This is a genomic window from Micromonospora sp. DSM 43699 (assembly GCF_055517075.1).
On record NZ_JBTMMT010000049.1, the window covers coordinates 18,574 to 44,047 of the forward strand.

At 70.7% G+C, this 25,474-nt stretch carries 16 protein-coding genes; 13 read left to right on the forward strand and 3 right to left on the reverse strand.

Annotation, left to right across the window (positions count from 1 at the left end):
- Positions 1-12 precede the first annotated feature (12 nt).
- The 5 genes from AC0AIB_RS21820 to AC0AIB_RS21840 all read left to right on the forward strand — a co-directional run bounded on the left by AC0AIB_RS21820 (position 13) and on the right by AC0AIB_RS21840 (position 6,970).
- A complete protein-coding gene (locus AC0AIB_RS21820) occupies positions 13-1,347 on the forward strand; it encodes a cytochrome P450 family protein (RefSeq protein WP_328339417.1) in 1,335 nt (444 codons plus the stop codon).
- Positions 1,335-2,645 carry an activator-dependent family glycosyltransferase gene (locus AC0AIB_RS21825; RefSeq protein ID WP_328339415.1) on the forward strand — a complete coding sequence of 437 codons (1,311 nt, stop codon included), beginning with the start codon at positions 1,335-1,337 and terminating at the stop codon, positions 2,643-2,645. The genes AC0AIB_RS21820 and AC0AIB_RS21825 overlap by 13 nt, the downstream gene beginning before the upstream one ends.
- A 5-nt stretch (positions 2,646-2,650) precedes the next feature.
- Positions 2,651-3,367, forward strand: coding sequence for a class I SAM-dependent methyltransferase (locus AC0AIB_RS21830; RefSeq protein WP_328339413.1), 717 nt, complete (start codon positions 2,651-2,653; stop codon positions 3,365-3,367).
- 54 nt (positions 3,368-3,421) lie between these two features.
- Complete coding sequence (gene ccrA / locus AC0AIB_RS21835; RefSeq protein WP_328339412.1) at positions 3,422-4,780, forward strand: crotonyl-CoA carboxylase/reductase; 1,359 nt, start codon at positions 3,422-3,424, stop codon at positions 4,778-4,780.
- Between the two features lie 183 nt (positions 4,781-4,963).
- Complete coding sequence (locus AC0AIB_RS21840; RefSeq protein ID WP_465097377.1) at positions 4,964-6,970, forward strand: helix-turn-helix domain-containing protein; 2,007 nt, start codon at positions 4,964-4,966, stop codon at positions 6,968-6,970.
- Here AC0AIB_RS21840 and AC0AIB_RS21845 read toward each other — a convergent pair.
- Positions 6,915-8,123 carry an IS701 family transposase gene (locus AC0AIB_RS21845; RefSeq protein WP_442930841.1) on the reverse strand — a complete coding sequence of 403 codons (1,209 nt, stop codon included), beginning with the start codon at positions 8,121-8,123 and terminating at the stop codon, positions 6,915-6,917. The two genes, AC0AIB_RS21840 and AC0AIB_RS21845, sit on opposite strands and share 56 nt — an antisense overlap.
- A gap of 476 nt (positions 8,124-8,599) precedes the next feature.
- Between AC0AIB_RS21845 and hflX the strand changes: the two genes are divergently transcribed.
- The 4 genes from hflX (at position 8,600) to erm (ending at position 13,829) form a co-directional block, all read left to right on the forward strand.
- Entirely contained in the window at positions 8,600-9,976 is a 1,377-nt protein-coding gene (gene hflX, locus AC0AIB_RS21850; protein WP_328348903.1) for a GTPase HflX, read from the forward strand.
- A 63-nt stretch (positions 9,977-10,039) separates the two neighbouring features.
- The gene (locus tag AC0AIB_RS21855) at positions 10,040-11,266 is read left to right on the forward strand and encodes a dTDP-4-dehydro-6-deoxyglucose aminotransferase (protein WP_465097378.1); all 1,227 of its coding nucleotides are present in this window, start codon (positions 10,040-10,042) and stop codon (positions 11,264-11,266) included.
- Positions 11,267-11,300: 34 nt separating this feature from the next.
- A complete protein-coding gene (desII, locus tag AC0AIB_RS21860) occupies positions 11,301-12,755 on the forward strand; it encodes a dTDP-4-amino-4,6-dideoxy-D-glucose ammonia-lyase (protein WP_465097379.1) in 1,455 nt (484 codons plus the stop codon).
- 240 nt (positions 12,756-12,995) lie between these two features.
- Positions 12,996-13,829: a 23S ribosomal RNA methyltransferase Erm gene (erm, locus tag AC0AIB_RS21865; protein ID WP_465097380.1), complete on the forward strand. Its 834-nt coding sequence runs from the start codon at positions 12,996-12,998 to the stop codon at positions 13,827-13,829.
- Positions 13,830-14,373: 544 nt separating this feature from the next.
- Here erm and AC0AIB_RS21870 read toward each other — a convergent pair.
- Positions 14,374-14,601, reverse strand: coding sequence for a hypothetical protein (locus tag AC0AIB_RS21870; protein ID WP_328339401.1), 228 nt, complete (start codon positions 14,599-14,601; stop codon positions 14,374-14,376).
- Positions 14,602-15,129: 528 nt separating this feature from the next.
- Here AC0AIB_RS21870 and AC0AIB_RS21875 point away from each other — a divergent pair.
- The 4 genes from AC0AIB_RS21875 (at position 15,130) to AC0AIB_RS21890 (ending at position 23,930) form a co-directional block, all read left to right on the forward strand.
- Positions 15,130-17,832 (forward strand): RICIN domain-containing protein, encoded by a 2,703-nt coding sequence (locus tag AC0AIB_RS21875; protein WP_328339399.1) that lies wholly within the window; start codon positions 15,130-15,132, stop codon positions 17,830-17,832.
- Positions 17,833-18,404: 572 nt separating this feature from the next.
- Positions 18,405-19,775, forward strand: coding sequence for a ricin-type beta-trefoil lectin domain protein (locus AC0AIB_RS21880; RefSeq protein ID WP_465097381.1), 1,371 nt, complete (start codon positions 18,405-18,407; stop codon positions 19,773-19,775).
- A gap of 176 nt (positions 19,776-19,951) precedes the next feature.
- On the forward strand, positions 19,952-21,187 hold the full coding sequence (locus tag AC0AIB_RS21885; RefSeq protein WP_465097382.1) for an RCC1 domain-containing protein: 1,236 nt from the start codon (positions 19,952-19,954) through the stop codon (positions 21,185-21,187).
- A gap of 304 nt (positions 21,188-21,491) precedes the next feature.
- Positions 21,492-23,930 (forward strand): ricin-type beta-trefoil lectin domain protein, encoded by a 2,439-nt coding sequence (locus tag AC0AIB_RS21890; protein ID WP_465097383.1) that lies wholly within the window; start codon positions 21,492-21,494, stop codon positions 23,928-23,930.
- 83 nt (positions 23,931-24,013) lie between these two features.
- Here AC0AIB_RS21890 and AC0AIB_RS21895 read toward each other — a convergent pair whose 3' ends face one another.
- Positions 24,014-25,051, reverse strand: coding sequence for a glycoside hydrolase family 11 protein (locus AC0AIB_RS21895; RefSeq protein WP_328339391.1), 1,038 nt, complete (start codon positions 25,049-25,051; stop codon positions 24,014-24,016).
- Positions 25,052-25,474 lie beyond the last annotated feature (423 nt).

A 25,474-nucleotide genomic window follows, 5' to 3' on the forward strand; every position in this document is an offset into this window, starting at 1 on the left:
AGGAGAGAACGCATGACCACAGTCCCGCCCGACGGGGATCCCGCGACCTGGGCCCGCCGGCTGCAACTGACCCGCGCCGCGCAGTGGTTCGCCGGCAACCACGGCGACCCGTACGCACTGATCCTGCGCGCGGAGACCGACGACCCGACCCCGTACGAGCAGCGGGTGGCCGCCCAGCCGCTGTTCCGCAGCGAGCAGTTGGACACCTGGGTGACCGGGGACGCCACGGTGGCCCGGGAGGTGTTGACCGACGACCGGTTCGGCTGGCTGACCCGCGCCGGGCAGCGGCCCGGCGAGCGGGACCTGCCACTGGCCGGTACGGCTCTGGACCACGGGCCGGAGGCCCGGCGGCGGCTGGACGCGCTGGCCGGGTTCGGCGGGCCGGTCCTGCGCGCCGACGCCGCGGGGGTGCGTGCCCGGGTCGAGAAGACCACAGCCGCCCTGCTCGACGGGCTCGGGGAGCGGTTCGACCTCGCCGTGCTCGCCCGGCGGCTGGTCGCCTCGGTGTTGGCCGACCTGCTGGAGGTGCCCGCCGGGCGGCGGGACCGCTTCGAGGGGGCGCTCACCGCCGCCGGCCGTACGCTGGACAGCCGGCTGTGCCCGCAGACCGTGGCGAACGCCCTCACCGTCGTCGCCGCCACCGCCGAGCTGACCGACCTGCTGGGCGAGGTGCCGCCCCCGCCGCCTACCCGGTCCCCGGTCGGGGCCGAACCGCCGTCCCCGTACCCGGCCGGCTCCGGGGTGGCGCTGCCGACCGACGACCGGACGGCCGCCGCGCTCGCGCTGGCGGTCGGCGCGGCCGAACCGGCGACCACCCTGCTCTGCAACGCGGTCCGGGCGCTGCTGGACCGCCCCGGGCAGTGGGCCCTGCTCCGCGGCGACCCGGACCGGTCCGCCGCCGTCGTCGAGGAGACCCTGCGCTGTTTTCCGCCGGTGCGCCTGGAGAGCCGCGTCGTGCAGCGGGACGTCACCCTCGGCGGGCAGTTCCTCCCGGCGGACAGCCACCTGGTCGTGCTGGTGGCCATGGCGAACCGGGGACCGCAGACGGCGACCGCCCCGCACCGGGACGGGTTCGACCCCGGCGGGTCGGGCTCGCCGGACCGCGACGTGGTGGGGCTGCCGCAGCTTGCCAATGCCGGGCCGCTGATCAGGCTCGTCGTCACGACTGCCCTGCGGACCCTCGCCGAGGCGCTCCCCACGCTGCGGCAGTCGTCCGGTGGCGTGCGGTGGCGACGCTCACCCGTCCTGCTCGGCCACGCCCGCTTCCCGGTCGCCCGCACCGGGAACGGCGGCCACCGGTCCGACGACCGCCAGGCGCCGGAGGAGGCGATCCGATGCGCGTCCTGATCACGTGCTTCGCGCACAACACCCACTACTACAGCCTGGTGCCGTTGGCCTGGGCGCTGCGCGCGGCCGGTCACGAGGTACGGGTGGCCAGTCAGCCCTCGCTCACCGACACCATCGTGCGGTCGGGGCTGACCGCGGTGCCGGTCGGCGACGACCAGGCGATCATCGACCTGCTCACCGAGGTCGGCGGCGACCTGATGCCCTACCAGCGGGGACTGGACTTCACCGAGACCCGCCCCGAGGTGCTGACCCCGGAGTACCTGCTCGGGCAGCAGACCATGCTCACCGCGCTGTGCTTCGCGCCGCTCAACGGCGACTCCACGATGGACGACACGGTCGCCCTGGCCCGGTCCTGGCAGCCCGACCTGGTGATCTGGGAACCTTTCACCTACTCCGGGCCGGTCGCGGCGCGGGTCGTCGGTGCGACGCACGCCCGGCTGCTCTGGGGGCCGGACGTGGTCGGCAACGCCCGGCGGCTGTTCACCGAGAGCCTGGCGCGCCGGCCGGTCGAGCAGCGCGAGGACCCGATGGCCGAGTGGTTGCGCTGCACCCTGCACCGGTACGGCTGCCAGCTCGGCGACGACGAGGTGGAGACCCTGGTCACCGGCGGGTGGACCATCGATCCCACCGCCGAGAGCACCCGTCTCCCCGCACCGGGGCGCCGGGTGGCCATGCGGTACACGCCGTACAACAGCCCGTCCGTGGTGCCGGAGTGGGTGGCCAAGGCCGACCGGCCGCGGGTCTGCCTGACCCTCGGCGTGTCGGCCCGGGAGACGTACGGCAGGGACGTGGTCTCCTTCCAGGAACTGCTCGGTGCCCTCGGTGACCTGGACGTCGAGGTCGTCGCGACGCTCAGCGACGCCCAGCGCGAGGACCTGGGCGACCTGCCGGACAACGTCCGGGTGTGTGATTTCGTGCCGCTGGACGTGCTGCTGCCGACCTGTGTCGCGATCATCCACCACGGCGGGGCGGGCACCTGGTCGACGGCCATGCTCTACGGCGTACCGCAGATCATGATCGCGTCGCTCTGGGACGCCCCGCTCAAGGCACAGCAGGCCGAGCGGCTCGGCGCGGGGATCTCGATCCCGCCGGAGCAGCTCGACGCCCCGACCCTGCGGGCGGCGGTCGCCCGCATCCTCGACGACCCGTCGATCGCCGCCGCGGCCCGCCGCCAGCGCGACGAGCTGCGCGCCGAGCCTTCGCCGGCCGAGGTCGTCCGCATCCTGGAACGCCTCGTCGCCGACGACCGGTCCGGCCGGTCGGCCGGCGCCGCCACCGACCACCCCCGAAAGGACTGATGTCCATGATGTACGCGGACGCCATCGCCGAGGTCTACGACCTGATCTACCAGGGCAAGGGCAAGGACTACGCGGCGGAGGCGGCGGAGCTGGAGGCGTTGGCCCGGTCCCGCCGGCCGCACGCCCGGACGCTGCTGGACGTGGCGTGCGGCACGGGGCTGCACCTACGGCACCTGGCCGGCCTCTTCGACGACGTGGGCGGCATCGAGCTGGCCCCGGACATGCTGAGCATCGCCCAGCAGCGGAACCCCGGGGCGGCCCTGCACCTCGGCGACATGCGGACGTTCGACCTGGGGCACCGCTACGACGTCATCACCTGCATGTTCAGCTCGGTGGGGCACCTGGCCACCACGACCGAGCTGGACGCGACCCTGGCCCGGTTCGCCGCGCACCTGTCCCCCGGAGGGGTGGCGATCGTCGAGCCGTGGTGGTTCCCGGAGACCTTCACCCCCGGGTACGTGGGCGCGAGCCTGGTGGAGGTCGACGGCCGCACCATCTCCCGGGTCTCCCACTCGGTACGCGAGGGCGGCGCGACCCGGATCACCGTGCACTACCTCGTGGCCAGCCCCGGCGGGGGAGTCCGGCACTTCGACGAGAGCCACCTGATCACCCTTTTCGAACGGTCCGACTACGAACGTGCCTTCGCCCGGGCGGGTTTCACGACGGAGTACCTGACGCCCGGCCCGTCCGGCCGTGGCCTGTTCGTCGGCGTCCACCCCTGACGACCCGTTCCCGGTGCGCCCCTGACCCGCACCACCGACCCGCTGGAGGAACAGATGCCAGACACGCCCGAGCTGAACCACGTACTCGACGTGATCCTCGCCCAGGAGTCCGGCGCGCGGGAGGTGGCGGCCCTGCCGCTGCCCGCCTCCTTCCGGGCCGTGACGGTGCACAAGGACGAGACGGAGATGTTCGTGGGCCTTCCCCGCCGGGAGAAGGACCCGCGCAAGTCGTTGCACACCGAGGAGGTGCCGGTCCCCGAGCTGGGCCCCGGGGAGGCCCTCGTCGCGGTCCTGGCCAGTTCGGTCAACTACAACACGGTCTGGTCGGCGCTGTTCGAGCCGTTGCCCACCTTCGGGTTCCTGGAGCGCTACGGTCGGCTCTCCGAGCTGACCCGGCGGCACGACCTGCCGTACCACATCCTCGGTTCGGACCTGGCCGGCGTGGTGCTGCGGGTCGGACCCGGTGTCAACCGCTGGCGGCCGGGTGACGAGGTCGTGGCGCACTGCCTCTCGGTCGAGCTGGAGTCCGCCGATGGCCACGGCGACACCATGCTCGACCCGGAGCAGCGGATCTGGGGCTTCGAGACCAACTTCGGCGGCCTCGCCGAGATCGCGTTGGTCAAGGCGAACCAGCTGATGCCCAAGCCCGACCACCTGACCTGGGAGGAGGCCGCCGCGCCGGGACTTGTCAACTCCACCGCCTACCGTCAGCTGGTCTCCGGCAACGGGGCCCGGATGAAGCAGGGCGACAACGTCCTCGTCTGGGGGGCCAGCGGCGGCCTCGGCGCGTTCGCCACCCAGCTCGTGCTGGCTGGCGGAGCCAATCCCGTCTGCGTGGTCTCCAGCCCGGGAAAGGCCGAGGTCTGCCGTCAGATGGGTGCCGAGGCCGTCATCGACCGGGCCGCAGAGGACTACCGTTTCTGGTCCGACGAGCGGACCCAGAACCCCCGGGAGTGGAAGCGGTTCGGCCGACGCATCCGGGAGCTGACCGGTGGCGAGGACGTGGACATCGTCTTCGAGCACCCCGGCAGGGATACGTTCGGGGCCTCGGTCTACGTCACCCGCAAGGGCGGCACCGTGGTCACCTGCGCCTCGACGAGCGGCTTCGAGCACGTCTACGACAACCGCTACCTGTGGATGTCCCTGAAGCGCATCGTCGGCACGCACTTCGCCAATTACCGGGAGGCGTGGGAGGCCAACCGGCTGGTGATCAAAGGCAAGATCCACCCGACGCTGTCCCGCTGCTACCCCCTCGACGAGGTCGGCCAGGCGGTCTACGACGTCCAGCACAACCTGCACCAGGGGAAGGTCGGCGTGCTCGCGCTCGCGCCCCGCGAGGGGCTCGGGGTCCGGAACCCGGAACTGCGGGAACGTCATCTCGCCGCGATCAACCGCTTCCGGACACCGGCCTGACGAGCTGCCCGTGACGTCTCGGCCCGGCGACCGGCCAGGGGCGAACCGGATACCTACCGGGCGAAGCGAATATCACTCCGAGTAGTTGCAGGGTTTACCGGTTACTGTAACCATATCGATGGTCTTGTACTGCCATCGAGCCCCCCTAATCAGCTATTCGTTGTGTGCGAGGTGGTTGGACGCATGACTGGCACCAGCATTTCCCTGCGGGACCACGAACTCCGATTCTTCGAACTCCTGGCCAGGGAGGCACCCCTGCCGCAGTACGAGGAACTGGTGCACCAGGCGCACCGGGACGGCGTGGACCAGGCCACGCTCGACCGGGTCATGATCGCCAAGCGGCTGGCGTTGGAGCTGCGAGAGGTCGTCGGGAGGCGGTGTCAGCGGCAGGCGGAGCTGGCCGCCCTCGTCGACACCGCCCGTGACCTCGCCGGGGCCACGAACCTGGAGGCCGGGCTGCAACTGGTCGTGCGGCGGACCCAGTTGCTGCTCGCCGGGGACGTGGCGTTCGTCAGTCTGGCCGACGACGTGGCCGGCGAATCCTACGTCGCCTCGGCCGTCGGGGCGGCCACCGCGCTGACCAGCGGCTACCGGCTGCCCTGGCGCGACGGGCTGGTCGTGCCCGCCGCGGCGTACGAGCCACTCGCCTGGACGGCGGACCACCTCACCGACGAGCGCCTCCAACGACACCCGGCCGCCGACGGTCTGGTCCGCGCGGAGGGGCTGCACGCGGTGCTGTCGGTGGTCCTGAGCGTCGAGGGTCGGCACCTCGGCAACCTGCACGTCGGCCACCGGCAGATCCGCCACTTCGCCCCCGACGAGGTCGCGTCGCTGCGTCTGCTCGCCGATCTGGCGGCGACGGCCGTGGAGCGGATCAGGCTGTTCGACGACACCTGGGCCGAACTCAAGCAGGCCCAGCAGGAGGCTGCCAGGGCCCGAGCCGAGCTGAACGCGGTCCGCACCGCCGACAGCCTCCATCCCGAACTCGTCCAGCTCATCCTCGACGGTGGCGAGCTCGACGACCTGGTGGGCAGCGCCGTGCGACGACTGGGCGGCGCCCTGCACGTCCGCGACCGGGCCAACGGCGTGCTGGCGGCGGCCGGCGACGTCCCTGCCCCGAACGAGCGGGAACTGGCCCGGGTGCGGCTGAAGGCCCACGCCACCGGCCGACCCGGTCGGCTGACCACCGGCTCCTGGGTGGTGCCCCTGGCGACCCGCGCCGGTGACCTCGGCTGTGTGCTGTTCCACGCCGACGAGACGTCCGACGACGAGCCGGCGGCGGCCCTACCGGCGGTCGCCCAGACCGTGGCGCTGCTGATGACCAGGAACGGCGGGGTTCACGGCCAGCCGGGCGACAGGCTCCTGGAGGACCTGCTCGGCCCGCGACCGGACCTGGACCGCAGCGGGAAGCGCCGCCGCCGCACGTCCGTCGAGTTCGACCGCCCCTACGTCGTGGTGGTCGCCCGTCCCGAGGGCACGACCTCGCCCCGGGTGTTCGAACGGGCGGTCGCCGTCGCCCACGGCCTGAACGGCATGAAGGTCATCCGGGACGGCCACGCGGTGCTGTTGCTGCCCGGTGACGACCCGGGAACCCGGGCCCGGGACGTCTCGCGGGAACTGGGTGGGCTTCTCGGCCTGCCGGTCACTGCCGGGGGTGCCGGACCGGTGCACACCGCCGACTCGGTCAGCCGCACCTACCAGGAGGCGGCCCGGTGCGTCGACGCCCTGTACGCGTTGGACGCGAAGGGCCGGGCGGCCTGCTCGCGGGATCTGGGCTTCCTCGGGCTGCTGGTCGCCGGCGGCCACGACGTCACCGGTTTCGTCGACCGGGTCATCGGACCGGTACTGAACTACGACGAGCGCCGGCTCACGAACCTCAGGGAGACCCTGCAGACCTACTTCGACTCGGCGGGCAGCCGCATCCGGGCGGCCGAGATGCTGCATCTGCATCCGAACACCGTCTCCCGCAGGCTGGACCGCATCTCCCAGTTGCTCGGCCGGGACTGGCAGCAACCGGACCGGGCCCTGGACACGCAGCTCGCCCTGCGCCTGCACCGGATCCGTGGCCTGCTCCGCCAGGACCGGGGCCACCCGGGCCCCGGCCCGGCGCAGGAGCCGGACCAGCCGGTACGTCCTACCCGGCGCCGCCGTCCAGCATCCGCAGGGCGTGCGCCACGGATGCCAGGGTGACGTGCCGGTGCCAGCCCTGATATGACCGGCCCTCGAAGTCCTGGATGCCGACGTCGAGGCTGACGTAGGAGAAGTCGGTCTCGACCCGACGGGTGAGCTTGCTCAGCCGCAGCAGTGGGCCGTACCCGGCATCCGTCATGTTGGTCAGCCACATCTGCCGTACGCCGCGCTCGTACGTCTGCCACTTGCCGAGCAGGGTGAGGGGGAGTCCGGGCGCGGCGGCACGTGCCGCCCCCGGCGGGGCCGGGGTGGACGGACCGGGTGGGCGGGAACCGGACAGGCCCGGCCAGTACACCCGTAGCGGTGCGACCAGACTGGTGCGCCGGGCGCCGGGGCTGGCCGGGTCGATCCACTCCACCGGGCGGCGTTGGGCGCGCGTCAGGCTGAGCAGCTGCTCGGCGGAGGCGGCGGCCATCCGGCTCTCGCGCGGGCCGGATCCGGCGGCCAGCAGGGTGCAGCCGCCGTTGATCCGCAACAGAAAGGGCAGACCCGCCGTGGTCAACGCCTCGACCAGTGGGGGCAGCGCCGAGTGCCGGGCGTCCATCACCACCGGGCGGGGGCCGATCCCCCAGGTCGCGGCCTTCAGCACCGCCTGCACCGCCGCGCCGTCGCTGGTCGTGCCGTCCTCGTCGGCCGGAACGCTCGCGTGGGCGGGGTTGTCCTGCAGCCAGCCCCTACCGATGGACAACTGCCAGTTTACGGGCGCGGCGACGGTCTCCGAGGCCAGCCAGAGGCCGTAGCTCTGCTGGCTGTTCACCGTCTCGCCCAGCGCGGGCACGTACCGGCGTTCCACGCCGATCGAGTGCCGACCGGTCTTCGGCACCAGCATCGACCGCACCACCCAGGCCCGGGGCGACAGCGTCCGGTCCAGGTGGCCGGCGAGCGCGGCGCGGACGGCCGCCCAGTCCCAGGTGGAGCAACTGATGAAGTGGTGCATGCTCTGCGCCGCCGCCGGATCGTCGGTGCTGGCGGCCAGGTTGCGCATGGTCTTGCGGCCGGAGGCGGTGAGTAGGCCCCGGACGTACCGCTCGCCCTTGCGGCGCTGGTCGGCGCGGGGCAGCGAGGCCAGTAGGGCGGCGCAGACCCGGGACACGGTGTCCGGATCGGACCTGCCCGCGGTCGCCTCCTCTCGGACGTCGAGCGTCGGCACCATCACTCCCCTCTCCGGAGGGTGGGACGATATACCGACCACGGCAGACTGTGCTGACCACGGCCGGCCCGGCCCCCGGTCCCACCATCGCCCGGCGACGCCTGCCTTGCCCAGGTGCCTCGGTGACACACTTGGTGACGGCGGCGATCCCGGGCCCACCGCGGCCGGGCCCGCACGCGTCCGTGGCGACCGGACACCGCCCGCCGACCCGGTGACGCCCGCACACATCGCGGCGTCGACCGCGGCGAAGTGTGTGACCGACGAACCTCGCTTCCGGTGCCGCTATCCGGAAGCCTGCTAGGAAGACCGGAAGCCTTCCTCCGTGGTGGGCATCCCCGGTGGCCTGACGGGTGTCGACCGAAACCGGATCCTGCGGTCCGGACCGGTCCGTGACCCCAGGCGAGCACCCGAACCGCGAAGGACGCCAGATGACCTCCGCAGCGCACCGTTCCCCGCACCCGGTGAAGGCCGACGCCCTGATGGACGACGCCGACGCCGAAGCGGACGGTCCACGGCTCGACCGGGCCGCCCTGCGACGGGTCGTCGGGCTGTCGACCGAGAAGACCGACGTCACCGAGGTCGAGTACCGGCAGGTGCGGCTGGAACGCGTCGTCCTGGTCGGCGTCTGGACCTCGGGCACCGCCGACGAGGCCGAACGCTCGCTCGCCGAGCTGGCGGCACTCGCCGAGACCGCGGGAGCCGTGGTGCTCGACGGGGTGATCCAGCGCCGCGACCGGCCCGACCCGGCGACGTACATCGGCTCCGGCAAGGCGCGGGAGCTGCGGGACATCGTCCAGGAGGCGGGAGCCGACACGGTGATCTGCGACGGTGAGCTGAGCCCTGCCCAACTGGTACGCCTCGAAGAGGTCGTCGACGCCAAGGTGGTGGACCGCACCGCATTGATCCTCGACATCTTCGCCCAGCACGCCACGTCCCGCGAGGGCAAGGCGCAGGTGGCCCTGGCGCAGATGCAGTACATGCTTCCGCGGCTACGTGGCTGGGGTCAGTCGCTCTCCCGGCAGATGGGCGGAGGGGCCGGTGGTGGGGGCATGGCCACCCGGGGGCCCGGCGAGACCAAGATCGAGACCGACCGGCGGCGCATCCACGAGAGGATGGCCAAGCTCCGGCGGGAGATCGTGGAGATGAAGTCCGGCCGCGAGCTCAAGCGCCGTGAGCGGCGGCGTAACAGCGTCCCGTCGGTCGCGATCGCCGGCTACACCAACGCCGGAAAGTCCTCCCTGCTCAACCGGCTCACCGGAGCGAGCGTGTTGGTGCAGAACGCGCTCTTCGCCACCCTCGACCCGACCGTACGCCGGGCCACCACCCCGAACGGGCGGAGCTACACGATCACCGACACCGTCGGATTCGTCAGGCACCTGCCGCACCACCTGGTGGAGGCGTTCCGTTCCACACTGGAGGAGGTGGCCGAGGCCGACCTGCTGTTGCACGTGGTGGACGGTGCCCACCCCGCGCCGCTGGAGCAGCTCGCCTCGGTGCGCGCGGTCATCCGGGACGTCGACGCGGCGGAGGTACCCGAGCTCGTCGTGATCAACAAGGCCGACGCGGCCAGTCCGGCCGCCCTGGCCGCGTTGGCGGAGGCCGAACCGCACCACGTCGTCGTCTCGGCCCGCACCGGCCAGGGCATCGACACGCTCCGGCAGTTGCTGGAGGCCGCGCTGCCGCACCGGGAGGTCCAGGTCGACGTCCTCATCCCGTACGTCGAGGGCAGCCTCGTCGCCCGGGTGCACGCCGACGGCGAGGTGCTGGCCGAGGAGCACACGGCCGACGGCACCGTGCTACGGGCACGGGTTGCCCCCGACCTGGCGGCCGAGCTCGGCGCGTACGCCAGGACCTGAGCAGCCGCCGCCCGGGGCGGCTCCGGAGTCGGCGAGGCTGTGGCCCGCAGAGGGAGGCAGGCGATGAAGCGAGACCTCGGTGATCTGGCGCTCTTCGGAGGGCACGCCAGTTTCCTCCAGCAGATCCTCGTCGGACGACCCAACCGGATCGACCGGGCCCGGCTCTTCGACCGGCTGTCCTGGGCGCTCGACAACGACTGGTTGACCAACAACGGTCCGCTGGCACGGGAGTTCGAGGAGCGGGTCGCCGACATGGTCGGGGTCGGCAACTGCGTGGCGACCTGCAACGCCACCGTCGCCCTCCAACTGCTCGCGCACGCCACCGGGCTGACCGGTGAGGTGATCATGCCGTCGCTCACCTTCGCCGCGACCGCGCACGCGGTGCGTTGGCTCGGGCTGGAACCGGTGTTCTGCGACATCGATCCGCGCACCGGATGCCTCGACCACGAGGCGGCGGCTGCGGCCATCACGCCGCGTACGTCGGCGATCTTCGGCGTCCACCTGTGGGGCCGCCCCTGCGACGTGGACGCGCTGGAGAAGGTCGCCGCCGACGCGGGCCTGCGCCTGTTCTTCGACGCCGCGCACGCCATCGGGTGCACTTCGCAGGGCCGACCGGTGGGGCGGTTCGGCCATGCGGAGGTGTTCAGCTTCCATGCGACGAAGGTCGTCAACGCCTTCGAGGGCGGGGCGATCGTCACGGACGACGACGACCTCGCCCACCGCGTCCGCTCCCTGGCCAACTTCGGTATCGGCCTGCACAGTCCCAGCGCGGCCGGCGGCACCAACGCGAAGATGAGCGAGGCGTCCGCCGCCATGGGGCTCACCTCGCTCGACGCGTTCCCCGAGGTGGCACGCCACAACCAGGCCAACTACGAGCAGTACCGCGGTGAGCTGGCCCGGATCCCCGGCCTCAGCCTGATCGACTTCGCCCCGGACGAGCAGTGCAACTACCAGTACGTGATCGTCGAGATCGACCCGGACGTCACCGGCCTGCACCGTGATCTGCTCCTCGATCTGCTCCGGGCCGAGAACGTCGTGGCGCAGCGCTACTTCTCACCCGCCTGTCACCAACTGGAGCCCTACCGGTCGCGACAGGACGTCCAGTTGCCGCACACGGAGCGGCTCTCCGCGCGCGTCCTGGCGTTGCCGACCGGTTCCGCCATCTCCCGGGAGGACATCCGCAGGGTGTGCAACATCGTGCGGATGGCGGTCACCCGGGGGTTCGAACTGACCGCTCGGTGGCAACAGCAGGCCGGGCCCGACGAACAGAGCGTGGTGGCACCCGGTTGACCGAACGGCACCGGACGGACGTGTGGGAGGGCCCATGACCATAGAGATGTCCGCATCGAATCCCGTGGCGACCTGCGCTGTCCCCGGCAGCGACCCGACCGCGGCGGTGCACGCGCTGTACGACGACGTCGCCGGCACCGGAATCGTGCCGCCCGCAGAGATCGGCGCCACCGCCCAGGGACTTGTGGCATTGGCACGCATCTACGGAAACACGCCTTTCCTGCCCCTTGAGCAGGCCCGCCGCGAAATCGGCCTGGACCGGCTCGGGTTCGGGCGGCTGCTGGACCTGTTCGCCCGGATCCCCGTGCTGCGAACCGCCGTGGAGAACGGTCCGTCCGGTCGCTACTGGACCAACACCGTGCTCGGCCTGGAAAGGGCCGGCGTGTTCGACGCGGTGCTCGACAGAAGGCCGATGTTCCCGCACCTTGTCGGACTCTACCCGGGCCCGACGTGCATGTTCCGCTGCCACTTCTGCGTGCGGGTCACCGGCGCCCGCTACCAGGCCTCGGCGCTGGGCGACGGGAACGCGATGTTCGCCTCCGTCATCGACGAGGTCCCGGCGCACAATCGCGACGCGATGTACGTCTCCGGTGGTCTGGAGCCACTCACCAACCCCGGGCTCGGCGCACTGGTCAGCCGGGCGGCCGGGCGGGGATTCCGGATCGTCCTCTACACCAACTCGTTCGCCCTGACCGAGCAGAAGCTCAAGGGCGAGCGGGGTCTGTGGGAGCTGCACGCCATCCGCACGTCGCTGTACGGGTTGACCGACGAGGAGTACCAGGCGACCACCGGCAAGCAGGGGGCCTTCACCCGGGTACGGGCGAACCTCGTGCGGTTCCAGCAGTTGCGTGCCGAGCGGGACGAGCCGGTACGGCTCGGCCTCAGCTACCTCGTCCTGCCCGGCCGCGCCGGGCGGCTGAGCGCGCTCGTCGACTTCGTCGCCGAGCTCAACGAGGCGGCGCCGGACCGCCCGCTCGACTACATCAACCTGCGGGAGGACTACAGCGGACGGCCCGACGGGAGGCTGTCCCCGGACGAGCGGGCCGAGCTCCAGACCGAGCTGAACCGGTTCCGGGAGAAGGCGGCGGAGCGGACGCCGACCCTGTACATCGACTACGGCTACGCCCTGAACAGTCTCATGACCGGAAGCGACGTGCAGCTCGTGCGTATCCGACCGGAGACGATGCGCCCGGCCGCCCACCCTCAGGTATCGGTGCAGGTGGATCTCATTGGCGATGTCTACCTCTACCGGGAGGCAGCCTTCCCGGGCCTGGCCGGTGCGGACCGCTATCGCATCGGCACCGTGTCCCCCGGCACGACGTTGGCGCAGGTGGTGGAGACGTTCGTGACCAGCGGTGGAACGGTGGTCGCGAAGCCCGGCGACGAATACTTCCTGGACGGATTCGACCAGGCGGTCACCGCGCGGCTGAACCAGATGGAGACCGACGTCGCCGATGGCTGGGGGGACCGGCGGGGTTTTCTCCGCTGACGGAGATCGACTGGTGGGAGGGGTGATCAGTGCCGAAGAAAGCCGGTTCCCGGCGCGTCCGCACCGCTGTTTCAGGCGTCGGGTATAGTGCCCGTCATGGTTGTCGTGTGCTTCATGAGGCTCCGCCGCGCATAGCGGCAGTTCATCGTTCCTTTTGATGAGCTTCGCCGCCCATCGGGTCACTGCCGGTGCGGCATTCCTCGTCGACCGGCTCCGAAACGATACTCGCGGAGCACGCACATGCCCTACATCCAGCACACCGGGCGACACGAATTCGGCCAGAATTTCCTGGTCGACCGCTTGGTGATCGACGATTTCGTCGAACTCGTCGCCCGGACCGACGGCCCGATCGTGGAGATCGGTGCCGGCGACGGTGCCCTGACCCTGCCGCTGAGTCGGCAGGGGAGGGAACTGACCGCAGTGGAGATCGACGCCAAGCGTGCCAAGCGGCTCAGCCGGCAGGTACCCGACAACGTCACAGTGGTCTGCGGGGACGTCCTGAGTCTCCGGTTCCCCCAGTATCCGCACGTGGTCGTCGGGAACATCCCCTTCCACGTGACCACCCCCATCGTGCGGACCCTCCTCGCCGCGCCCCACTGGCACACGGCGGTGCTGCTGGTGCAGTGGGAGGTGGCCCGCCGACGGGCCGGCATCGGTGGCGCGACGCTGCTGACCGCGAGCTGGTGGCCGTGGTACGACTTCGACCTGCACTCCCGGGTCCCGGCCCGCGCCTTCCGGCCCGCCCCCTCCGTCGACGGCGGGCTGTTCTCGATGGTGCGTCGGGGCACCCCGCTGGTCGACGACCGGCGGGGTTACCAGGACTTCGTCCGGCTGGTGTTCACCGGTAAGGGGCACGGGCTGCAGGAGATCCTTCAGCGGACGGGGCGGATCGCCCGCAAGGATCAGCAGGATTGGCAACGGGCCAACCGGGTGGGGCCGCAGCACCTGCCCAAGGACCTGACCGCCCACCAGTGGGCGTCCCTGTGGAGCCTGGTGGGGCCCGCCCGCCCGGCCGGTTCCCGTCGGCCGGCACCGCGTCGGCCGGGAAGCCCCGCCTCGGTGCGCCGGCGCTGAGCGGTACGGGGGTCGGCCCGGTCGTTGCCCGGCCGGCCCCCGTACCCCGTCGCCGGGGGCCGGCAGGGACAGGCCAGGTCCGCGCGCGGGTCGACCTCAGGGCGGGGGCGTCACTCGGCGGCGTCGAACGCGGGCGCGAGCGGGGCCGGTGCCGCGCGGAGCTGGTCGAGACCGAGGGGGTGGACAGCGCGTTCGTGTTCCTGTTCGCCCTGCCCGGTTTCCCGCACCGCCCGGACGGTGATCCCCGGGACGACCTGGACCGGGCCAGCGTGGGTATCGTCAAGCTCCTCGACGGACGCCGGCCCGAGGCCCACAGGGTGACCAACAGCCCCCGTCGGTGTCGGCCGCGACCGCGTGCGGACGGCATCCGGCGTCGGCGAAGTGGTGCTGTCGTACGACGCCGGAGGGGGCGACGCGGCCGACGCAACCGTCGGCGATGTCGGCGTCCTCCGTTCGTGCAAGCCGCCCACCACCGCAGGCTGCCCGTGCGGTCCCAGGGCACCGGGCCCGGGGACGTGACGGGCCGGGCCGCGGCGCCGCCGCGTCACCGGCGTCGGTTGCGGGGGTGCTGTTTGGCCGTCCGCTCGTTGCCGTGCCGGTAGTTGCCGGTGAGGCGGGCCATCAACTCCTGCGGATCGTCGTCGTCCACATCGGTCAGGAACCGGGTTGCGGCCGCACCACGCAGCACGGCGGCAGGGCGGCCGTGGTGCAGCACCTCCACGTCGCCGTTCTTACGGAGGCGATAGCTGAATCCCTCGGGTGCTCCGGACACCACCGTATCGTCCCCCCGGGGCGGCGGCGTACGCGACCGAATTCGACCTGCCGTGGCGCTGCCGTGCCGGCGGTGGCGGGTCCGCAGAGGCGTCGGGCTGCCGCCCGCGCGGCACGTCCCGCCCACCCGTCCGGCGGAGGTGAGGCGGGCCGCCCGTGGTCGGTCCGGGCGCACCACCCGGTACGGTCACGATTACGAATAGGTGGTTGACAATTGGTAGTTGCGCCCGGCTGCCCTGACGCCTACGCTTCAGGGCAGCATTCTGTGACTACCGGCAAGAGCGGTTGAGCGGACGGCTGGAGTTCCCGGTGGCAGGGAACTGCCGCCGGCCGGTGCCTGTCGCTCGACGTGGACCTTGCCTGTGTTGTCACGGCTTCTCGTCAAAGAACCCGCCAACTGTCGAACCCGCCGGGATCGCGCCCTGCCTCCCGGCGCCTCGGCCCATGTTCGCATGGCGGTTCGTTGTCGCATCGCCAGGACGACTGTCCAGCGGACATGTCTGTCGGCGTCATGCGAAAGGAATCGCACGTGAAGTCAGCCCTCTCCACCGCGCGAAGGTCGCTGCTGGCCAGCGCGCTGCTCGTCGCGGCCGCGCTGCCGGCCGTACTCGGGAGTCAACTGCCGGCCTCGGCCGCAATCCAGGAAACCTACTATGTCGCGCCGGACGGCAACGACACCAACCCGGGCACGGTCCAATCGCCGTTCAGGACGCTGCAACGCGCGCGGGACGTGGTTCGCACGGTCAATGCGAACATGACCGGTGACATTCAGGTCTACCTGCGTGGTGGTCGTTATCCGGTGACCAGCACGATCGAATTCGGGGCGGGTGACTCCGGTAGCAACGGTTACCGGGTCATGTATTCCGCCTACCCCAACGAGACGCCGGTGCTCGACGGTGGCGTGCCGGTCACCGGGTGGACCCAGCACAGCGGGAACATCTGGAAGGCGCCGCTCGACCGCGCCAACAAACTGCGGGCGCTCTATGTCAACGACAAGCGGGCGTTCATGGCGTCGAAGACGATCGGCTCGGCTGGCTGCTACGGGACGTACAACATCACCGCCGGGCAGGCCGCGTGGGCCTGGGAGTCGGGGTCGCAGTGTGACGGCGCGAAGTACAACCTGAACGATTTCCCCGCCGTCCCCCGCAACGCCGACGACATCGAGATCGAGACGGCCACCACCTGGACCACCGCGATCGTGGGGGTCCGCCAGGTGACCACGAGTTCCGACGGCGCGAACCGGGTGGCGCTGTTCCAGCAGCCGGGTGCCGCCATCGCCCAGGGCGCGTTCAACGGCAACGCCCAGACGGGCGGCAGCCACAAACTGATGAACGCCTACGAGTTCCTGGACGCGCCGGGCGAGTTCTTCTTCGACAAGGGCAGCAAGACGGTCTACTACTACAAGTCCAGCGCCGAGAACATGGCGACCGCGTCGGTGGTCGCGCCGAACAACGTGACCACCCTGCTGCGGATCGCCGGCACCTCGACGAGCAACCACGCCCGCAACCTCACGTTCGCCGGGCTCACCGTGCAGCACTCCGACTGGAACCTGTTCAACGTCGCCGGCTCGTCTTACAAGCAGGCGCAGCAGGGCAACCTCGGGGCGCAGGCGTACGCGAAGAAGAACTTCCACGACTACTACTACCGCAATGTCGACGTCACCCCCGGCATGGTCCAGGTGGAGAACGCCGACGGAATCCGGCTGGAGCGCAACCGGATCCAGCACACCGGCGCGGACGGCGTCAACATGGTCAACGACGTGCAGAGCACCCAGTTGACAGGCAACTTCACCAACGACGTCGCCGGCTCCGCGATCACCGTCGGTCACCCCCAGCACGTCTACATCGGCGACGGGACATCGACCAACCGGGAGAAGTGGTTGCCGCAGGTCGAGGGGCTGCCGAAGAACATCGACATCAAGAACAACTACCTCTACGACAGTGCGGTGCTGTTCAACGGGCACAGCCCCATCTCGGCGTACTTCGTGGACACCCTGACGGTGCAGCGCAACCGGATCGAGAAGTCACCGTGGTCGGGCATCACGCTCGGCTGGGGTTGGTGGAACTTCGACGGGTCGTCGGGCTCGATCGCGCCGAACCGGCCCACCACGACCGCGCGGAACAACACCATCAGCTACAACCACTTCATCGACACGGTGCAGCGGCTCAGTGACACCGCACCCATCTACACGCTTGGCAGCCAGCCGGGCACGACGATCACCAACAACTACCTCCAGGGTGTGCCGTCCGGTCACAAGTACGGCCTGCACCCGGACGAGGGCTCGGCCTACATCACCTTCCGGGACAACGTCCTGAGTGTGGACAAGAACATCACCTGGCTGATCAATTCCGACGACTTCGGCCGCAAGCACGACCTGAGCATCACGCAGAGCTACGGCCCGATCAACAAGGTCTCAAACAAGAACCTGCCCAACAGCACGGTCCAGGACATCCTCGTCTCCTCCGACTACGTCTGGCCGGCGGCGGCGTACGGCATCGCGGCCAACTCCGGCCTGGAGGACGCGTACCGGGACATCATCCCGGCGGGCAACCTCTCCCTGCCGAACTACGTCCTGCCGGCCAGCACCTTCGTCACCAGCGCGACGGCGTCGATCCCGATCCGGAGCACCGGTGACGCGGCCAGGACGGTCTGGTTGGCCCCGGCCGGCACCACCACCTTCACCGCCGGCCCGACGATGACCAGGGCCGCCGGCACCGCCACCTCCATCGCGGTGCCGTCGACGCAGGGTGAGTACCGGCTCTTCGTGGTGGACGCGCAGGGCAACCGGTCCGCCGAGTCGGTCTCGATCGTCAGGCAGCAGGGCGGCACCGGCAGCGGCCCGCAGGGCGGACGCCTGGTGGGTGCCCAGTCCGGCCGCTGCGTCGAGGTGCCCAACGCCAGCACCACCAACGGCACCCAGGTGCAGTTGTGGGACTGCTCGGGCGGCACCGGCCAGCAGTGGAGCTACACCGCCGGCAAGCAGTTGACCGGGCCCGGGGGCAAGTGCCTGGACGCCAACGGCGCGGGCACTACCAACGGCACCACGGTCATCATCTGGGACTGCCACGGCGGCACCAACCAGCAGTGGAACCTCAACGCCAACGGCACCGTGACCAACGCCCAGTCCGGGCTCTGCATCGATGCCAACGGCGCGGCCACCGCCAACGGCACGAAGATCATCCTCTGGTCGTGCAACGGCGGCACCAACCAGCAGTGGAGTCTGCGCAACTGATCGGGTGTCCTCGGGGCCGTCGCTGACCGGCCCCGGGGACCACCGCAGGGGAACGGCGGCGCGGTCGGCGGGCGTCGCCCCTTCCGGTGCGTCCCCGCCCTTGCGGGTGCGTCGCCGCCCTTGTGGGTGCGTCGCGGGCCCGGCCGCTGCGGAGGAGCCGACGTCCGTCGGCGTCCTGACCTGCGATCCGTCGGATCCGCCGCAGGCGTACCCGGACCGCAACCCGTCGGACACAGCATTGACATGTTTCACTTTCCGACCTAGGGTCTTGCCGAATCGATTCGACGTCGAGCCCGGTGCCCCGGCACCAGCGGTCGACCTGGTGGCGTTCGGGCGCATGCGGGTGTGGGACCACCGATCGATTCGACGACCAGCCGGTCCCGCCTGGGCAGCGAGACCAGCGGCTGGCATCTGCGGCGACGAGCCGGCCGGCGTCGTGGGCGCATCGCGCAGTTCCCGGTGTCCGTCCTTGGCGGGTGCGGTCAACGGGAGCAGCCGGGCCCGCGTCGGGATCGCCGTGGCACCCCGTACCTCACCTCAGTCCATGCCGAGTGGCAGGAGCCCCCATCATCATGACAAGGCGTAGACCCATCCTTGGTTCTCTCGCGGCGGCGGCGGTCCTCGTCGTCACCGTGGGCGCGACGGCCCTGGCCGGTGGCCCGACAAGCACGGCGGCGGCCGCCGACGTCTCGGCGGCCGCGGCGACCGCCGGGTGCGGCAAGGCACCCACGCTGACCAGCGGTCAGCGGTCCATCCAGAGCAGCGGGCAGAACCGCAGCTTCATCCTCCGGATCCCCGACAACTACGACCGGAACCACCAGTACCGGTTGATCTTCGGCTTCCACTGGAACGGCGGCACCGCCAACGACGTCGACGGGGGTGGGTCGGACGGGGCGGCCTGGTCCTACTACGGGCTGCGCCAGCAGGCGAACAACAGCACGATCTTCGTCGCCCCGCAGGGCAACGGCAACGGCTGGGCCAACCCCGGCGGCCAGGACGTCACCTTCGTCGACGACATGGTCCGGCTGATCGAGGCGGACCTGTGTGTCGACACCACGCAGCTGTTCGCCCTCGGCTTCAGCTACGGCGGCGGCATGAGCTACTCGCTCGCCTGTTCCCGGGCGAACGTCTTCCGCGCCGTCGCGGTCTACTCCGGTGGGCAGCTCAGCGGGTGCAGCGGCGGTGGCCAGCCGATCGCCTACATGGGCATCCACGGCATCGGGGACCCGGTGCTCAACGTCTCCGCCGGACGGTCCCTGCGGGACACGTTCGTGCGCAACAACGGGTGTACGGCGCAGAGCCCGCCCGAGCCGCGGGCCGGCAGCCTGACCCACATCACCACCACCTACTCCGGCTGCCGCTCCGGCTACCCGGTGGTGTGGGCCGCGTTCGACGGCGGGCACACCCCCGGCCCGGTGGACGGGGGCGGCGACAGCGGCGTCCGCACCTGGACCAAGGGCGAGGTGTGGCGGTTCTTCACCCAGTTCGGCAGCACCGACCCGACTCCGACGCCGACGGCCTCGCCGACCGGCAACCCGACCACCCCGCCGCCGTCCGGCACGGGCGCCGTCCGCAACACGTCCGCCGGGCGGTGCCTGGACGTCAACGGTGGTACGCAGACCAACGGCTCGGCGGCGATCATCTGGGACTGCCACGGTCAGAGCAACCAGAACTGGACCTCGACGGCCGCCCAGGAACTGCGGGTCTTCGGTAACAAGTGCCTGGACGTCAACGGCGCCAGCACCGCCAACGGCAGCTCGGTGATCATCTGGGACTGCAACGGCCAGTCCAACCAGCAGTGGCGCATCAACGCCGACGGCACGATCACCGGGGTCGGCTCGGGCCGGTGCCTGGACGTGGTCAACAACGGTACGGCCAACGGCACGCGTACCCAGATCCGGGACTGCAACGGCGCGGCCAGCCAGCGATGGAGCCGGAGCTGAACCCGGCGGACGTCAGCGGAGGACAGCGCTAGGCGCGGCGGCGTCCCGGCGAGATCTCGCATTGATTTAATTCAATGCATAGGGTCACTGCTGTACGCGGTGGGTCGACGACGACCCGCCGGGGCGACGCCGCTCCACCGTGCAGAAAAACGACGTTTGTCTGGGGAGAACAGAACATGAACGAACAGCAGAACAGCCGGCTGTGGGCCCGATGGCGACGGACAGCCCGCACCGCCGTCGCCACGGCGGCGGTGTCCCTCGGGGTCGCCGCGCTCGCCGTGGGATTCTCGGCGGGTGCGGCCGTCGCGGGCGTCGGCACCGCGGAGCGGGGTGCGTCCAGCGCCGCGTTCGCCGCCGCGCCGGTCTCCCGGGTCGCCGCGGGTGACCTGCACACCTGTGCGATCCGTACCGACGGCACACTCTGGTGCTGGGGGGACAACTACGGCGGCAAGCTCGGCGACGGGACCACCACCAACCGGACCAGCCCGGTGCAGGTCGGCACGGCCACCACCTGGTCCCGGGTCGACGCGGGCACCAGCCACAACTGCGCGATCCGCACCGACGGCACGCTGTGGTGCTGGGGCGGCAACTACAGCGGGCAACTCGGTGACGGGACCACCACGAGCCGGAGCACCCCGGTGCAGGTCGGCACCGCCACCACCTGGGCCGGCGTCAGCGCCGGGGCCAACCACACCTGCGCCGTCCAGACCAACGGCACGCTGTGGTGCTGGGGCCTGAACCGCAACGCGCAGTTGGGCGTCGGCACCTCGCCCTCCAAGGCCACCAGCCCGGTGCAGGTGGGTACGGGGACCACCTGGGCGAGCATCACCACCGGTTACGCGCACAGCTGCGCTGTCCAGACCAACGGCACGCTGTGGTGCTGGGGTGACAGCACGGACGGGCAGCTCGGTGTCGGCATCCTGGGCTACCGGGCGACGCCGGCCCAGGTGGGCACCGCGACCACGTGGGCCGGGGTGACGGCCGGGCACGCGCACACCTGCGCGGTCCGCACCGACGGCACGCTGTGGTGCTGGGGCGAGAACGGGTACGGCCAGGTGGGCGGCGGCACCGGTGTGCAGACCAACCCGCTCCAGGTCGGCACCGGCACCACCTGGACCCGGGTCGACGCGAGCGTCGACTCGTCGTGCGCGCTGCGCACCGACGGCAGCCTGTGGTGCTGGGGCAACAACGGGTTCGGGCAGTTGGGTGACGGCACCACCACCCACCGGTCCGCCCCGGTCCGGGTCGGCACCGCGACCACCTGGACGGCCAACCTGGCCATCAGCTACCACAGCTGCGGCGTACGCACCGACGGTGGCCTGTGGTGCTGGGGCAACAACATGTCCGGGCAGTTGGGTGACGGCACCACCACCCACCGCTCCACCCCGGCCCAGGTGGTCCTGCCGGGCTGATCCACACCGGGAGGTGTCCCCGGGGGCCGTCGGCCCGCGCCGTTGCCATGTCGGTGGCGGCGCGGGCCGGCGGCCTGCCGGCGTATTCGTCTGATCTTTTCAGGATTCGGTGGCCGTCTTTCTGTGGCGGTCACCATCAGCAGCAGCTAAGGCGTTTCGTAAGACGTTGACCGGCGAGCAGTGCGGTGCTAGACATGTGATGTCTTATCATTGATGGTCGCCGATTTCCATGCTGCGTGGGGTACGGCAGCCCGACCTGTGCCGTACCGCCTCGAGCCGGAGACCGGCTGGGGAGGCGAGCCAGATGTTCAGAGCAGACAGTCATCGGCGCAGCGCCGGCGACGCCGGTGGGGCACGCAGTCGGTGGCGTCCGCGCCGGTTGACGGCATCGGTGCTGGGGGCGGTGGTCGCGGCGGCGGCCGTGCTGACCGCGTTCCCCGCACCCGCCCAGGCGGCGACCGCCATCACGATCAACGGCGGGTCCGGTGGGCGGGCGCTGGACGGGATCGGCGCGGTCAGTGGCGGCGGCGGCAACAGCAGGCTGCTGATCGACTACCCGGAACCGCAGCGCAGCGACATCCTGAACTACCTGTTCAAGCCGGGCTACGGCGCGGCGATGCAGCTGATGAAGGTGGAGATCGGCGGGGACACCAACTCCACCTCCGGCGCGGAGCCCAGTCACGAACACACCCGGGGCAGCATCGACTGCAACCGGGGCTACGAGTGGTGGCTGATGGAGCAGGCCCGCATGCGCAACCCCAACATCGCCCTGGCGGGTCTGGCCTGGGGAGCGCCCGGCTGGATCGGCAACGGCAACTTCTGGTCCAACGACTCGATCGACTACCTGGTGGCCTGGCTGGACTGCGCGGGCACCCACGGGTTGACGATCAACTACCTCGGTGGGTGGAACGAGAAGGGCTACAACACCACCTGGTACAAGAACCTGCGCTCGACCCTCAACTCCCGCGGCTACAGCAACGTCAAGATCGTCGCCTCGGACGACTTCGGCTGGGGCGCCGCCGACGACTCGCTGCGGGATCCGGCGTTCGCCAACGCCGTGCAGGTCTTCGGCAGCCACTACGTCTGCGGCTACCGCAGCGCCCAGACCAGCTGCCCCAGCTCCAACAACGCGGTGTCCACAGGTAAGTCGCTGTGGGCCAGCGAGAACGGCTCCGACGACTACAACGCCGGCGCGCAGGCGCTCGCCCGGGGCATCAACCGGGGGTACATCGACGGCAAGATGACCGGCTACATCAACTGGCCCGTCATCGCCGCCATCACCCCCAACATCCCGTGGGCGACCACCGGCGTCGCGGTGGCCCAGCAGCCGTGGTCCGGGGCGTACTCCATCGGCAAGAACGCCTGGGTGATGGCGCAGACCACCCAGTTCACCGCGCCGGGTTGGCGCTACCTCGACGCGTCGAGCGGCTACCTCGGCGGCAACCGCAACAACGGCAGCTACGTCTCGCTGAAGTCCACGAACAACAGCGACTACAGCACCATCGTCGAGACGATGGACGCCGGTGCGGCACAGACCCTCGACTTCACCGTCACCGGTGGGCTGTCCACCGGCACGGTGCGGGTCTGGTCGACGAACGTGCGGTCGAACAACACCGCCGACCACTTCGTCCGGGGCAGCGACATCACCCCGAACGGCGGGCGGTTCTCGCTCACCGTCCAGCCCGGCTACGTCTACAGCATCACCACCACCAGCGGGCAGGGCAAGGGCACGGCGGCCAGCCCGGCGCAGGGCAACCTCAAGCTGCCGTACGGCGACGACTTCGACAGCTACGCCACCGGCCGCGAGGCCCGGTACCTGATGGACCAGCAGGGCTCGTTCGAGATCGCCGGCTGCACCGGTGGTCGCACCGGGCAGTGCGTACGGCAGATGTCGGAGCAGGCGCCGATCTACTGGACCTCCGGCCACGCCGATCCGTTCACCCTGCTGGGCGATCTGACCTGGCGCAACTACACGGTCTCCTCGGACGTGCTGCTGGAGAAGTCCGGCTACGCGCAGCTCATCGGGCGCGGTAACACCTACAACCACCAGGGTCCGCAGAACCTCAACGGGTACTACTTCCGGGTCACCGACGGTGGCGCCTGGTCCATCCGGAGCAACAACACAAGCGGCAACTGGCGCACCCTGGCCAGCGGTAACACCTCGGCCCTGGGCACCGGGCGGTGGCACACCCTGGCGTTGACGCTCAACGGCAGCACCCTCACCGCCGCCATCGACGGCACCACCGTCGGCACGGCGTCCGACTCCACCTGGGTCGCCGGCCAGATCGGCTACGGCACCGGCCAGGGCGTCACCGCCCAGTTCGACAACCTCTCGGTGACCGCGGTCGGCAACCCCGGCACCCCGACGGGTGAGATCCGCGGCGCGGGTTCGAACCGGTGCCTGGACGTCAACGGGGCCAGCCAGAGCGACGGTGCGACCGTGCAGATCTGGGACTGCAACGGTGGCGTCAACCAGCAGTGGTCGCTCAACTCGTCCAACCAGCTCACCGTCTACGGCAACAAGTGCCTCGACGTGCCGAGCGCCGCGTCGGGCACCCGGGCCCGGATCTGGAGCTGCACCGGTGGCAGCAACCAGCAGTGGCGGCTCAACGCCGACGGCACGATCGTCGGGGTCGGGTCGGGGCTCTGCCTGGACATCAACGGCGGGTCCACCGCCAACGGCTCCGCCGTCCAGCTCTGGACCTGCAACGGCGGCAGCAACCAGCAGTGGGTACGCGGCTGATCTTCAGCGACGACGGTACGGCGGGCGGTCCCGGTCTCACCGGGGCCGCCCGCCGCTGCCGTGCTGTCAGGAACCGGTCGGGATCAGGCCGTTCGACAACTGACCGTCGGCCAGGTCCAGTTGCCGTTCGCCATGATCGTGATGCCGAAGTTGTTGCCGTTGCCGTTCGGCCTGGCGGTGACGGTGCCGCTCGTGCCGCTGACCGAGGCGTTCCAGCTGTTCTGGATGCTCTGGCCGCCGTTGAGCCCGAGGCTGACCACCCAGTTGCTGGTGCCGCTGACCGCGACGTTCAGGTTGAACCGGTCGCCCCACTGCTCGGCGGCCGACAGCACCGCGGTGCAGTTGCCGCCGGCGGGCGGGGTGGTCGGGTTGCCGGTCGGCCCGCTGGTGGGGGTGGGGTTGCTCCCACCGCCCTCACGGACGGTGATGTCGGAGCTGCCCTGGCTCTGGTAGCCCTCGGTGGCCATGATCTGGTAGCTGTGGTTGGTGCCGAGGTTCAGGCCGGCGCGGGCCCACGCGTCGAAGTGGTTGGCGGTGGTGATGGTGCCGCTGCTGCGCTTCTGCTGCCGGACGCTCCAGTACTGGTAGAACGTCTGGATGCCGTCGATCGACGGGGCGTTGGTCCGCAGGCTGCGCAGGATGTCGTAGGTGCCGCCGTCGGTGGTGACCGTGCCCAGCCGGGTGGCGCCGCTGCTCGGGTTGTAGCTGCCGAAGTTCTCCACCACGTAGTACTCGATGAGCGGGTTGCGGGTCCAGCCGTACAGGGCGAGGTAGGTGTTGTTGTTACCCGGGTTGTAGCTGCCCGAGTAGCTCACCGTCCGGCGGGTGCCGGTGGCCCAGCCCTTGCCGCCTACCCAGTTGTTGGTGCTCCGGTCCCAACTGCTGCTGTAGCGGCCGTCGGCGCGCAGCGTCATGCTGGCGTTGCCGCTGTCCTTCCAGAACGAGAAGAAGTAGCCGTTGTGGGTACCGGTGAGGTTCGAGGTGAGGGTCCGGTCGGCCTCGGCGTACGCGTTCGGCGAGGCGATGAACGTGCCGGTGACGGCGAGCGCCGCGGCGCACGCGGCGCTGAGGAACAGCCGGAGCCGGCTGCTCCTTCGCGGCCTGGTCGAGGTGTCCTTCATGTACGTGTTCCTCCTCGTGACAGCTGGCCGGAGCCAGCGACGCGGTGCCGACCTGGTGGACTGTCGGTGGCCAGGTACGGCAGCCGGTCGTTCGGTGTGTGTCACCACGCGGAGTCGTCCAGAGAACCGGGGACGGGTCGCGGTGGGGTGGTGGCGACAGCATCGAGTGCTGTCGATGGCGACGGTAGGGCGTCGATCCGTGACCTGTCAACAACTTTCGGAAAGATTCCCGAAACTCTATCGTAACAATGATCCTTCTGGCGGCGGGTTACCGCTGGCTGACGCCGGTGTCGTTGACACCTGCCGATGCTGGTCGGCTGCCACCGTGCCCCCGGGGTGGCGGTCGCTGGGGGGCGATGTTCGAAACTTCCGAGACCGAGCCGTGACCGGGCCTACTACCCGGCGACGGGGTGTCGGTGGGCG